This window comes from Paenibacillus sp. 32O-W, from assembly GCF_007679495.1.
Lineage (GTDB): Bacteria > Bacillota > Bacilli > Paenibacillales > NBRC-103111 > Paenibacillus_L > Paenibacillus_L residui.
On record NZ_VEGP01000056.1, the window covers coordinates 1 to 13,807 of the forward strand.

Annotated in this window: 8 protein-coding genes; 7 read left to right on the forward strand and 1 reads right to left on the reverse strand. The window is 50.9% G+C overall.

What is annotated here, in order from left to right:
• Positions 1-523 precede the first annotated feature (523 nt).
• From FS806_RS18975 to FS806_RS19005, 7 genes are all read left to right on the forward strand, one after another.
• Positions 524-2,059: a glycoside hydrolase family 3 protein gene (locus FS806_RS18975; RefSeq protein ID WP_144939779.1), complete on the forward strand. Its 1,536-nt coding sequence runs from the start codon at positions 524-526 to the stop codon at positions 2,057-2,059.
• A gap of 100 nt (positions 2,060-2,159) precedes the next feature.
• Entirely contained in the window at positions 2,160-3,068 is a 909-nt protein-coding gene (locus FS806_RS18980; protein WP_144939781.1) for an ABC transporter permease, read from the forward strand.
• On the forward strand, positions 3,068-3,940 hold the full coding sequence (locus FS806_RS18985) for a carbohydrate ABC transporter permease (RefSeq protein ID WP_144939782.1): 873 nt from the start codon (positions 3,068-3,070) through the stop codon (positions 3,938-3,940). Before FS806_RS18980 ends, FS806_RS18985 begins: the two co-directional genes overlap by 1 nt.
• Before the next feature lie 54 nt (positions 3,941-3,994).
• Complete coding sequence (locus FS806_RS18990) at positions 3,995-5,542, forward strand: extracellular solute-binding protein (protein ID WP_186328434.1); 1,548 nt, start codon at positions 3,995-3,997, stop codon at positions 5,540-5,542.
• Positions 5,543-5,582: 40 nt separating this feature from the next.
• A complete protein-coding gene (locus tag FS806_RS18995) occupies positions 5,583-7,376 on the forward strand; it encodes a cache domain-containing sensor histidine kinase (protein ID WP_186328435.1) in 1,794 nt (597 codons plus the stop codon).
• Complete coding sequence (locus FS806_RS19000; protein WP_144939788.1) at positions 7,351-8,940, forward strand: response regulator transcription factor; 1,590 nt, start codon at positions 7,351-7,353, stop codon at positions 8,938-8,940. The genes FS806_RS18995 and FS806_RS19000 overlap by 26 nt, the downstream gene beginning before the upstream one ends.
• Before the next feature lie 15 nt (positions 8,941-8,955).
• Positions 8,956-10,512, forward strand: a complete 1,557-nt coding sequence (locus FS806_RS19005) for an FAD-dependent oxidoreductase (RefSeq protein ID WP_144939790.1) — start codon at positions 8,956-8,958, stop codon at positions 10,510-10,512.
• Positions 10,513-11,258: 746 nt separating this feature from the next.
• On the opposite strand, the gene FS806_RS19010 is transcribed toward FS806_RS19005, so the two are convergent.
• Positions 11,259-13,502 carry a helix-turn-helix domain-containing protein gene (locus tag FS806_RS19010; RefSeq protein ID WP_144939792.1) on the reverse strand — a complete coding sequence of 748 codons (2,244 nt, stop codon included), beginning with the start codon at positions 13,500-13,502 and terminating at the stop codon, positions 11,259-11,261.
• Positions 13,503-13,807 lie beyond the last annotated feature (305 nt).

Genomic DNA, 13,807 nt, shown 5'->3' on the forward strand with positions numbered 1-13,807 from the left:
TCCAGTTAGTTTCCATATTTCTTCCGAATATAGAAATCTAACTGTATGAAATCCATTTAGTTTTCAAATTTCACACTTATTGAAGCAATTTCAACTCTATTCTTCCATGAAAATCCATCCATTTTCATCATCTGATGGTGGGGTCTACCTTGAAAATCCGTCTGTTTTCATTTTCTGTTGGTGCCGTGCAAGCGAAATGGCGCGTGACCCCGCCAAGGCTGACGGGATACGCTTCGAAGGCCATGCATCATCACTTTGCACTTTCTTTCCGCATCGCAACGCGCGAGACTCCCAGTGCGCGGTGTTTGTCGTCCTCATGACGGCGGTCAACCACATGTTTAGTCCGCCTGACTAGCGACTGCATCGCTAGAGGGCAAGCCGGGCCATCCGGACAAGCTGGGCACAGGCTGGCGGACATCTGGTCACAATAGTACCGGAAATCGTACGTTATTCCTCTACGTTTTTAATTCTCCGCCTTTTACAATGAATCCATTATCGGACATGGAAAACGGAGGAGAAATCTATGAATTTACAAGAAATGAATCTTAGAGAGAAGGTTGCGCAGCTGTTCACTTTTCCCGCTTTCGCTTCTGTCCTGGATGACGACACACGGAAGCTGGTCACCCGGTTGAAGGCGGGGGGGATATTTCTAGGCACGTCGGCTTTAATCCATCCCCGACAGGTCGGGGAGCTCTGCCGCGATTTACAGCAAGCATCGCTTGAGGAAGGCAGCGGCATTCCGCTGTTCATAGCGGCCGACCTCGTCGCCGGTGCCGGCTGTAAGCTTCGGGAAGGGGCCGTCCATTTCCCGAAGAACCGCGCGATTGGAGCCGGCGGGGACGAAGCGCTTGCCTATGAATCCGGGCGGATTACGGCTGAGGAGTCCTTGGCGATGGGAGTTAATTTCAACTACAGCCCGGTCGTTGATATTAACAATAACCCGCTCAACCCGGTCATCGGCACTCATTCGTTTGGAGAGGATGCGGATACGGTATCCAGACTGGGCCGAGCCGTCATTCGGGGATATCAGGAGCATGGGATGATCGCCACGGCGAAGCATTTTCCGGGTCATGGGGACACTCACGTCGATTCCCACGAAGCCTTGCCCGTGCTTCCCTTCGGCCGGGAGCGGCTCGAAAGCTTCGAACTGGCTCCTTTCCGGGAAGCAATCCGGGGCGGGGTGGATGCCGTAATGGTCGGACATATTGCCGTTCCCGCCTGGGACGACTCTTCCCTGCCGGCTTCCCTATCTTATACTTTGACGACCGGTTTGCTTAGAGAGAGGTTGAATTTTCAAGGATTAATCGTAACGGACGGGCTGTCCATGAAAGGAATTACTAATCAATTTACACTGGAGGAGGCCTGTGTTCGTGCTGTTCAGGCCGGAGCGGACATATTACTCGCGACTGTGGACAGTTATGAGCAGGCGGAATCGGTGCTGGAGGCTGTTGTAACCGCAGTGGAGCAGGGGGAAATTACGGAGGCCCGTATTGAGGAATCCGTCCGGAGAATCCTTCAGATGAAGCAAAAGTACCGGTTAACGGCGGAGCAATACCAGTTCCCGGATATATCGACGGACCGGCTGAACTCCCCGGCCTCGCAGCGGATCAGCAGGGCGCTTGCGGACCAAGCGCTGACTCCTCTTCGCGGCTTGCAGCGGGGAGTGCTGGCGGGAGAACCGCAGAAGCAGCCATGGATTCTGATCCGCGACGAGCATACCGCCGGGTTTGCCGAGCGGCTCCGCTCCGGTTTGCCGAACCTGCGTGAAGAATCCGCTCCAAGCTACGAGGGAACGCTCGCTCTGTTATCGGAGCTCCCTGCGGATGCCCGGGTTCTGCTGGCCGTTTCCCATAACAAGCCCATGGGAGAGGCCTTCACGGAAGCGGCCGACCGGCTGCTGGGCGGCGTGCGGAAGGGGTTGTGGATTCATTTCGGCTCCGAATACGATGTGCGGGAACGCTCCGCGTCGTGCCTGCTCGCTTATGACCGGGCCCCGTCCTTGCAGGCCTCTGCCGCCGCATACCTCCTCGGAGAGGAAAAGGTCACAATCGTCCCATAAATTCAACGATTTTCATCTGCCCTCGAAGACCGATCTTATCTACAATGATGGCAAACGAAGGGCGCAATTTTGCCGCACCGAACAGCAAGGGGGAGTATGGATGCAAAGAAGAGGATGGCTGCGAACCATTCGTGCGGACTGGCTGCTCTATCTGTTTCTTCTGCCGGGACTGCTTTATTTTATCGTCTTCAAATATTTGCCGATGTACGGCATCATTATAGCTTTTCAGGATTACAGCCCCTTCAAAGGAATTTCGGGAAGCAGCTTTGTCGGGTTCAAGCATTTTATCCGTTTTTTCGAAGATGCCGAGTTCATCACCGTTTTTCGCAATACTCTTATCATCAGCATGTACAAGCTGTTATTCGGGTTCCCGGTTCCTATTATGCTGGCGCTCATGCTCAATGAAGTGCGGAAGACATGGTTCAAGGCGACGGCGCAGACGCTGTTTTACATTCCGCATTTTTTCTCCTGGGTTATTTTCGGAGGGATTGTTATTCAGGTGCTCTCCTCGAAGGGAATGATCAACTCGCTCATTTCCTGGTTCGGAGGCGATCCGGTCCTGTTTATGACACAGAAGCAATTCTTCCGGGCCATTCTAGTTGTCTCCGACATTGTCAAAGAGTCGGGCTGGTCCTCCATCATTTATTTGGCGGCCATAGCGGGAGTAAATCCTTCCCTGTATGAGGCGGCGAGAATGGACGGAGCCAGGAAATGGCACGAGATTTGGCATATCACCTTGCCCAGCATACGGACGACGATCGTTATTTTGTTTATCCTGCAGCTTGGAAATATTCTGGAGCTGGGCGTGCAGCAAGTATTCATGCTGTACAATCCGCTCGTTTATGAGGTCGGAGACATCATCGACACCTATGTGTACCGCGTCGGGTTGACGGAACAAAAATACAGCTTTGCCACAGCCGTCGGCCTGTTTCAGTCCACGGTCGGGCTGATCTTGATCTACATTGCGAACGGGCTGGCGAAGCGCTTGGGCGGAGGGGGACTGTGGTAATGGGCAAAGTTAATGTTTCATCCAAGCTGGGGAGCCTGCTCAACTATTCGCTGCTTGCTTTGTTCGGGGCGGTAACCCTCTTCCCCTTTCTGCATGTGCTGGCGCAGTCGCTGAGCAGCCAAACGGCGGTCGTCTCTAACCGGGTGACGATTTTTCCGGTTGATTTTCAAATCGAGGCTTACAAGCTGCTGCTGCAGGACAGTGCTTTCTATAAAGCGTTCGGAATATCGATCATCCGCGTAGTGGCGGGGGTGACGATCAATATGGTCGTAACGAGCCTGATGGCTTACCCGCTGTCCCGCAAAGACTTGAAGGGCCGGGGTCTCGTCATGAATCTGGTTATCTTCACCATGCTGTTCAACGGGGGATTGATCCCGTCTTTCCTGCTGCTGAAGGAGCTGCACCTGCTGGATACGCTGTGGGCGCTGCTGCTGCCTTCCACTGTCAGTGCCTTTAACCTTATTCTGTTGAAAAACTTCTTTCAATCCGTGCCGGTCAGCCTCGAGGAATCGGCCAAGATGGACGGAGCGGGGCATGGCACGATTTTGTGGAAAATCTACATTCCGCTGTCCCTGCCGGCGGTGGCGACCTTGACCTTGTTCTATTCGGTCATGCATTGGAACAGCTACTTTGATGCGGTCATGTATATCAGCAACGTTAATCTGAATCCGCTTCAGGTGTATTTGCGAAATATGATCGTGCTTAACGACAGCAACATCGAAATGACGAACAACACCGGCTTGTTCCTGGTCTCCCCGGAGACATTGAAGGCAGCGACTATTATGGCCAGCGTCATTCCGATGATCCTGATTTATCCTTTCATTCAAAAATATTTTGCCAAAGGGGTGATGCTCGGTTCGCTTAAGGAATAACGCGCCGTTTGTCCTGATGTGTTCTATACTTATATTTAGGGAGGGTCCATGTTCATGAAGAAAAAAGCTATGATCCCGCTGGCCGCCGTTCTGTCTCTGTCCATGCTGGCTGCTTGCGGCTCCGGTACGTCGAACAACGCCGGCCCAAGCTCCACCGATAAGGGGCAGGAGGTTCAAGGAGAAAACAAGGCGAAGCCCGATGTGATTAAAGTATTTATGTCCGGCGGAGCCAACTTCCCGGCCGGCGAGGATATTAACAACAACCCTTGGACGCAATTGATCGAGAAGGAAAATAATGTCGATCTGCAAATCGAATACGGCCCTTCGGCGGCCGATGAATTTATGAATAAGCTCACGCTGAAATTCGCCTCCAATGATATTCCCGATCTGTTCGTCATCCCCGCCAGCTATCAGAACTGGCTGATGGAAAATGCGGAAATGGGCGCTTTGATGGAATTGGACGGGAAATTGGATTCCTACAGCAACTTGATGAATGCGGTTTATCCAAGCGCATGGGAAGCAGCTAAGAACAATGGCAAGATTTACGCCATTCCCGTTCTGAATGATGGCAATAAAGCGACCGACAACGTCTATATCCGCAAAGACTGGCTGGATAAGCTGGGGCTGGAAGTGCCGAAGACGCTGGAGGAATTCGAGAATGTGGCGAGAGCCTTCCGCGATCAGGATCCGAACGGCACGAATAAGAACGACACGTACGGAATGATTGCTTACGAAAATATGCTCGGCTGGTCGCACCTGTTTGGCGCGTTCGGGGTCATTCCCGGATATTGGGTGGAGAAGGACGGCAAGCTGGTCCAGGCCGATATCCAGCCGGAAATGAAGGAAGCGCTGGCCTACATCCGCAAGCTGCATGAGGATAAGCTGCTGGATAACGAATGGCCAATTACGAAAATTGCCGCCTACAACGAGAAGGTGGCGAACAATCAGGTCGGCATCTATGAAGGAAGCTGGGCGGCTCCGAGAAGCGAGATTAATACGAGCAAGCAGAACGATCCGGAAGCGGAATGGATTCCCATCGCACCTCCGATCGGACCGAACGGCAAGCAAGGTGTAGCGGGCGGAGCCGAATATAAATCGTTTGCCGTGATCAGCAGCCAGGCTAAAAATCTGGATGCTATCCTGCGCATGCTTAACTGGATGGCGGTTCCGGAGACGATCGACAAATTTGTCTTCGGCTTTGACGATCTGGGAGAAGGTTTCATGTATACTATGGAGGACGGAAAATACGCGCTCAATTTCGAGAACCATAACAAGTATGGCTACCGTCAGCAGCTGATGTTCATGCAGCCCAAAGAGCTGAACGCCAAGAAGATGGAATCTCTCGGCGCCCAATTCAATCTGGTCGGCACGATCGAGCATTCCTCCATGTATGGCATTTCGAATAAGTATCTGGGTGCTCCGACTCCGACCATGGTGGAGAAGCAGAGCAGTCTGAACAAGCTGCGGGAGGAAACCTTTATTAAAATCATTGTCGGCGAGCTGCCGATTGACGCTTTTGATTCCTTCGTAGAGGAATATAAGCAGAAGGGCGGAGAAGAAATTGCTCAAGAAGTACAGCAATGGTACGAAAGCGCGAAATAAAATATAGACAACCCAAGGTACGGTGAGAAGCATGAGGAAGATGGAGCAAAGACGAAAAAAGCTGGGGATTAAACAAAAATTAATCTTTCTGGTCGTCGGCCATCTTCTTCTTTTTTTCGTTCTCGTATATGCCTTGTTTTTCTGGTTTCAGTCGACTCTTGAGAATAAAGTGAGCGTGCTCGCTCAACAGACGATGGAGACGCTGATGGGAAACATGGAGGTATATATTGGCAATAATATACGGCTGTCCAATGCGATAGCCAGCGACAGCGGCTTCATCAAGCTGCTTAGGGAGAATCCGGATTTCTCTTCCTCTTCCTCCGTCTGGTCAATGATTCAGCTGCTGGACAAGCTGAAGAACTACTCGGTCTTGAATCCCTATCTTTATTCCGTCGGGATCTACAATCCGGAATCCGGGAAGGTGCTGTCGACCGCTGACGGCATTTACAATACCCCTTCCAGGGATCAGATGGGATGGATTCAGCAAATGCTTGGACAGAATGAGCCGCTGGCGATTGGGGCCGATCTTCCCGGAGCTCTGCCATCGTTCAGACAGGGAACGCAATCCATGATCACCGTGGTGCAGAAGCTGCCGGGCAAAAATCACGAAAACCTGCTGATGATCAATTTTAACAAGCAGGTGCTGGATTTGTTCGTCGGCCGGATCGAATTATGGAACGGGACGGGGATTGTGATCCATAGTGCCGGAGGGGATCTTTTTTACACCGCGGGTGCCCCTCTGGGCGAATCGGCCGGGGCTCTGGCCGTGAAGGAATCGTTCCGGCAGCCCTACGAGACGATCCGAATAGACGGGAACTCTTATCTGGCGGTGCACAAGCGATCGGAGACGACCGATTGGACTGTTCATATGATTATCCCTTATGCCGAAATCATGAAGGATGTACTTACGATGAAGCGGATAGCGGTTGCGGTCCTGCTTGTCATCGCTATTTTTCTGCTGCTGCTGTTCCATGTGCTCTATCTGCAAATTTTCAATCCGATCAAGAGGCTTATTAAAGGAATGCTTACCATTGAGAAAGGTCTTGCGTTCCGTCCGATACCCATTAAACGGATGGATGAGCTTGGCTTTTTGCAGCAGCGTTTCAACGATATGGTGCAGAATGAACAGAAGATGCGGCGGGAAATTCTGGAGGAGCAGCTTCATAAGAGAGAGATAGAACTGAAATTTTTGCAATCGCAGGTGAACCCTCACTTTTTGTATAATACGCTCGATTCCATTTATTGGGTGGCGGAGGAAAGCGGCGTGGATGAGATAGGTGAAGTGGTGCTGGATTTGTCCAATTTTTTCCGTTTAAGCCTGTCACGCGGCAAAGATTTCATTACGGTGGAGGAAACGATAGAGCACTTGAAAGGCTATATACGTATCCAACAGTTCAGGCATACCGACAAATTTGAAGTTCATTGGGACATCGATCCCGCGGTATCGTCATTGCGGATCATGAAGCTGATGCTGCAGCCTATCGTGGAGAATTCCATCGTTCACGGGCTGGAGAAGGCCGCGGATACGTGCCGGCTGACGATCCGGATCAAGCGCGAAGGGGAGTACTTGACATGCAGGGTGACCGATACGGGGATTGGCATGGACGAAGAGGGCCTGTGGAAATTATGGAATGAAATCAAGCGGGAGCACGGGTCTTCCGACGCGACTTACGGGCTGCGGAACCTGTATCAGCGGCTGAAGATTGTGTACGGAGACGACATGGACTTCCAAATGACGAGCAAGCTGCAGGAAGGAACCAGCGTCGCCATTCGGATTCGGCTGGATCGCCTGGAAGGAGCAGATACGCATGAGCATAAAAGTAATCATCGTTGAAGATGAGCCGCGGGTCCGCAAAGGCTTGGCCGAAGCGATCGATTGGCCGCTGTTCGGCATGGAGCTTATCGGGACGGCAGCCAACGGGCTGGAAGGCTTGGAGCTGTTCCGCCTTCATCGGCCCGAGCTGGTCGTAGCGGATATTCGCATGCCGGTTATGGACGGGCTGGCCATGACCGAGGCGATTCTCGAAATCCAGCCGCATACGAAGGTCATTATTATCAGCGGACATGACGAGTTCACGTACGCCCAGAAATGCATATCGCTCGGGGTCACCAATTATTTATTGAAGCCTATCGGCAAGAAACGTTTTCATACGGAACTGGACAAAGTCCGGGAGGAGCTGCAAGCAGATCTTCAGCGGCAGGCCAAATCATTGGAATGGGAGGAGAAGCTGAAGAGCAGTCTGCCGGTGCTTCGCAACGCTTTCCTGGAAGAATGGCTGAACGGAGCCGCTCCTACAGGGGAAGATACCTTAAGGGAGAGCTTCTCCTTCTTGAATATTCCTTACGAGTGGGATATGGAAGCCGCCATAGCCATATTCGAAATGGACGGGAAGGAAGGCTTGTCCAGCGGCGACGGCAGATTGCTGGAGTTCGCGATGAACAACGTCATAGGAGAATTGCTGGGTGACAGCGGAATTGCTTATCAGCGGGGGAACGGGCAGACGGTGGTCATTTATCAATCATTCTCCTCCGATTTGGCGGAGGATTTGTCGCTGTGGGCGGAGCAGGCCCGGGTCAAGATCAATTCCCTTCTCAAGATCAGCCTGACCGCGGCAGTTAGTGCCGAAGCGGTGCACGCCGCGGAGCTTCCCCGCATTTTTAAAGAAACGATCGGTCTGCTCAGGCTGAAGCTATCCCTCGGGACGAATACGATTCTTCATAAAAGTCTGGCTCAGCCCGAGCAGAATCCGTTCGCCCTCCTTAATCCTTCCGATGAGATATTGCTGGTGCAGCATGTCGAAATGAACGACGAGGCAGAAATCGCGAGAATGATGGAGGAGTTGTTCGGGCAATGGAAGGAGAGCGGCAGCCTTGCTTATGCGGACGAATGGTCTTTTCAATTGGCGGGCATCTTCACCGGGCTGGCCCATCGGCTGGGCAAGAGTGTCCGTTCTTTCGTTAATGATGAGCAGATGGAGAAGTGGAGGCATCCCGAGCAATTCCGCACCTTGGAGGAAATGATGAGCTGGTGGCGGCAGCTATATATCGAATTAAGCAAAAGCTACGAAGGGTTCCGCACGGATCGCAAGACGAAGATCATCCAGCAGGTGATGGATTATGTGGACGAGCATATCTATGAAAATATTACGAGGGAGGATGCCGCCCAGCATGTCTATATCAATTCCTCTTATCTAAGCCGCATGTTCAAAAAAGTGACGGGAGAGTCTTTCTCCGATTTCGTTATCCGCAAAAAAATGGAGAAAGCGATTCATCTCCTCCAGGTGGAGAGAGTGATGGTCTATGAAGTCGCGGACAGGCTGGGCTACAAGGATCCAAGCTATTTCGCGCGGGTGTTCAAAAAATATACGGGCAAAAGCCCATCCGATTTTCAGGAATAGAAAGGAAGATAAAGATTGCAGCATATCCATAGCGATATTGTGATTGTAGGCGGAAGCACGGGGGGCTGTGCAGCAGCGCTGGCGGCTGCCCGGATGGGCAAGCGCGTCGTTCTGACCGAGGAGGCGGCATGGATCGGCGGCCAGTTAACCTCGCAGGCGGTGCCTCCCGATGAGCATCATTGGATTGAGCATCATGGCTGTACTAGGAGCTACCGGGCTTACCGGGAGCATGTCCGCAGCTACTACAGGCAGTTCTTCCCTCTGCGGGAGAGCGAGAAGCTTAAGCCGCTGTTAAATCCCGGCAATGCGATGGTGAGCCGCATCAGCCACGAGCCGAGGGCGGCTTATGCCGTGCTTAAGGCGATGCTGGCCCCGTATGAGCACAGCGGTCGGTTAACCGTCATCACGGGGGTCGTTCCGATCGCAGCCGAGACGGACGGCGACAACGTCCGGGCAGTCACCGTGCGCCGGTTGGCGGATGGGGAGAGACTGGTGCTGACCGCTCCTTATTTTCTCGATGCGACCGATTGCGGCGATTTGCTGCCGTTAACCGGTACGGAATATACGACCGGAGCGGAATCCGTGAAGGAGACAGGGGAGCCTCACGCCATGCAGGGAGCGGCCGATCCGATGGATATGCAGGCCATCACGCATTGTTTCGCCATCGATTATATCGAAGGGGAAGACCATACGATTGCCAGGCCGAAGGATTACGATTTCTGGAGGCAGTACCAGGCGGACTTCTGGCCGGAGAGGCAGCTGAGCTGGTATTCCCCTAAGCCGCGTACACTGGAGAAGGTGGAATATGCGCTGTTTCCAAGGGACGGCTTGTTCTCCCTCTGGAACTACCGGAGAGTCATAGACAAAAATTTGTTCGAGCCGGGCACTTTCCAGAGCGATATCACGATCGTCAATTGGCCGCAAAACGACTATTGGCTCGGTCCGGTCATCGATGTGAGCCCGGAGGAAAGGCAGAAGCATCTGGAACAGGCCAAGCAGTTAAGCTTGTCTCTTCTATACTGGATGCAGACCGAAGCGCCGCGTCCGGATGACAAGCAAGGCTATCCCGGCCTACGGCTCAGGGGCGATGTCATGGGGACCGAGGACGGCCTGGCGCAGATGGCATACATCCGGGAATCGAGAAGAATCAAGGCGGAATTCACGGTCGTGGAGCAGCATCTCAGTCCGGAGATTCGGGGGGAGCAGGGCGCGGTTCGGTATGAGGACAGTGTAGGGATCGGATATTATCATATCGATCTGCACCCCAGCACCGGAGGCCGCAACTATATTGATGTGGCCAGCCTGCCGTTCCACATTCCGTTAGGCAGCCTTCTGCCCATCCGGATGAATAACCTGCTTCCGGCTTGCAAGAATATCGGTACGACCCATATTACGAATGGCTGCTATCGACTTCATCCCGTTGAGTGGAACATTGGCGAAGCCTCGGGGGCTTTGGCCGCCTATTGCCTGGACCGAGGGATTTCTCCACGCAGCGTGCGGAACGATAAGGCCGAACTGGCCGATTTCCAGAAGCTGCTGACGAAACATGGCGTGGAGCTGGCTTGGCCTTAAGTATCATCGAGCATCACACGCATTTCTTTTCTAGTTCTCGGCGGGGGATCTCCCCCCTCCCACACAATAAATTTCATTTTCTTGATTGATGCTTCTCGGCAAAATCCTTAAAACTATTATATTTCTTGTCCCAGTATCCATATTGACTATAACTTAACAAAATTCCGCCTACAAAACCGATTAGTATCAATATTAATTTCCATTTATACTCATAACCCCAGAGAAGTAATATGGCGAAAAAAACACCTATAGCCGCTCCCCAAATTCCCATGAAAAATACAAATATCGTTTTATATAATGTGCGCTCTTTGACCTTTTTCCAGAGTATCAAAAATAATTCAGTTCGTTTGTTATAGATAGTAGTCCCTCCTATCCTAACATTTCATTTGGAGGTTTATTCTATAGCTTATATTAAATCCCTGCTAAAAAAATTCATGAAAAACAATAAGTTAAAGACGCGCTCCGGATATACGCCTCTTTCACCGGACGTCGTGCCTGCCCATTTCCTTGGTGGTCTTCACAGGAATTGTCCGTACCTTACGATTTGGTGATCGTCGTAAGAGCATTACAGTTTTATTTCGGTCTTAAAGTCTGGTATTTTTTCCAACGTGACCCCTCCCCTATTTAAATCGTTATGGGAGTTATTGCGATTCCTCCAGGTCTCTCCCCGACCGGAATTGCAGGCACAATAACCGTTTGGTGGCTGTGCTGATCACGGAAACCGTATCATTACCGGAATTTGCAGCTTACCGCAAAGTCTCTAGCTTGATCTGCTTGCGGTAATCGCCCGGCGTCAGGCCGGTTATTTTTTTGAACATGCGGATAAAAGAAGTGACGTTGCGGTAGCCGATCCTTATACCTACTTCCTGTACACTAAGGCTGGTAGATTCGAGCAATTCCTTCGCTTTGCGGATACGGATATTGTTTAAGTGCTCGCTGAAATTAATCCCTGTTTTCTCCTTCATCAATATAGACAAATAATTGCTTGAAATATTGAGGCTGTCCGCCACCGAATCCAACGAAATATCCTCCGCATAGCGCAACTCCAAAATGTCTGTCGCGCGATTGACCAAATCGTTCCGCTCGTTCTTAACCGAGCTGAATAACGATGCGACGCGGGACGCCTGCGGTTCGAGCAGCCGTTTCAATTGGTCCAGGGTGAAGCACTCTTCCGTTTGCCGCAAGGCCTTCTGAAGCTCGGATAGATTCGGGTCCGGGATAATCGATCCGGCAAGATGGATCATTGTCTCCAGTATCGATTTGGCAAACTGCTTGATGCGTTCGGCGCTCTCTTCCTTGTGCTGCAAATAATCGAGCATCCGGTTCAGGATTTCCCTGCACTCCACGTCATTCCCTTCACGCAGGTTAAGCTCGAACTCCTTTTCTTTCTCCGGTATAAAAGGGTGATGCTTGGCCGGCGGGCGGAGATCGGAGATAATTTGCGTTTCCCCAAGCAATTTGGCCTGAGCGGCCTTGTCCAAAGCTTCATTGTATGCGGTACTGAACTCTGCAGCGGAAGTGTAGACGGAGCTTAGAGCCACGGAAATAAGGTAATACCCGGCATCCCCGTCCCAAACCTTTTTCAATGGGAGCAGAGTTTCCTTGACATTCTCTGTCGGTTCATCTTCGAAAAGAATCGATAAAATCTGATCGCTTTCAATCTGAAACGTATGTGAACCCGGGAAGCTTTCGGACACTGTTAAATTAATATATTCCCGAAGATAGTAAGAGACTTCGTCAGTCGTAATGCCCATTTGCTGTAAGGAAGCATTGCAATACTGCAGGTGATAAAGAACGATTCGGAATTTCCGGTTCGCCCGGATGAATTCCTGCAGGTCGTTCAAATCCGAGCGGATCATTTTCAGCTTGTTAATATACCCGTAATTGGTCAGCAGCGACCTTTGGTCCAGCAGCTCGGCTTGAATGTCGTTCTTCTCCTTGATCAAAGAATGAATTTTATCATGGATCAAATTGAACTCGCCAATCGCGCTTCCCAGGCTCCCCTGCTGCGATTGCTGGACGGAGGCGATGATTTGCTTGACCGGGCGATGCAGCCTGCGGCTGAAGAAATGGGAGCAGACAATCCCCACTCCAATCGACAAGCCTAGAGCAAGCAGCAACGTGAGGTTAAATTTCTCCATTTGTGAAGTAATGATGGAGGCAGGTATCATGGTGACGTAAGTGAATCCGGTTTCATTTCCTTTCTGCAAGAAATAATAATGCTGTCCCCACTCAAGCTCCCCTTCCTTTCCTTCTATTGCGCTGAGGGCGGGTTCCGGAAAATCTCCGGCTGTTTGGAAAATGATCTGCCGGTCACTATTCATAATCATAAATTCGGCATCAGGCACGTTGTGAAACGTTTGCAGCATCCGATCCGCATCCAGCAAAGCGATAATTTGATACTTTGGCGTTTCTTTGATGGAGATAGGCAGAAGGCTTTTGGTAAACCCCGGGACAACGGAAAATTCGCTTTTTGGAAAAGTCCGGTAAGTATACCCTTCACCGAATTGCTTCTGCCAAAAACTGAAAGGATAGCTTGAACTTCTGTAATCGTTTGCAAAAGTAAACTCTGCGTCCGATCGCCCTCCCTTATCCAGAACGAGGGAGGATTGATTGAAATAAATAAGAATATTGTCCAAAAACAAATCGCTGTTTGAAACATGGTTTTCAATCTGGTTAACGATCTGCCCCTCTTTCATATAATCGATCCGGTCCATTCTTTGCAAGGCCAGCTTCACGTTGGCGGACGTTACTTTAGGGTCGTAGTAGAGACTGTATAGAATGCTTTTGACGGACTTGAATAGATCCTCGTACTCCTTCACGGCGTTCTGCAGCAGCAGACGATTGTACTTGATCATTTCCCCCTTGGTATCGTTTTTTAAAATGGAGAAAGAAATCCAATGAAGGGAGGAAAGCAGAAAAATCACGGCAAGAAATCCGGTGAACATTTGGATAAATAAAGAGTTTCTGGTCTTAATGCGAGATGACAATTGGACAACACCCTCAGAAGTTTTTTTGTACAAGCTTGAACTTATAGACGTTCTTTCCGTGCTCGGAAAATCATCGCCGTATAAGGCGACGGAGCGTTTCCTTTTGATTGTATCATGCGAAATCTTAGGCCACAGCCATCTTTTTATATAAATGGATTGCCTTTTTTCTCTATAGTTTTCACTTTTTTGACTGGTTGATAATGTTGTCAAGGATTTAGAAAACGGTAAATAGGCTTCACTGCCTGCTCGATATATAATCGCCGTGAGAAACGCGAGAAGGGGGTGAAGAAAATTAAATTATCGTT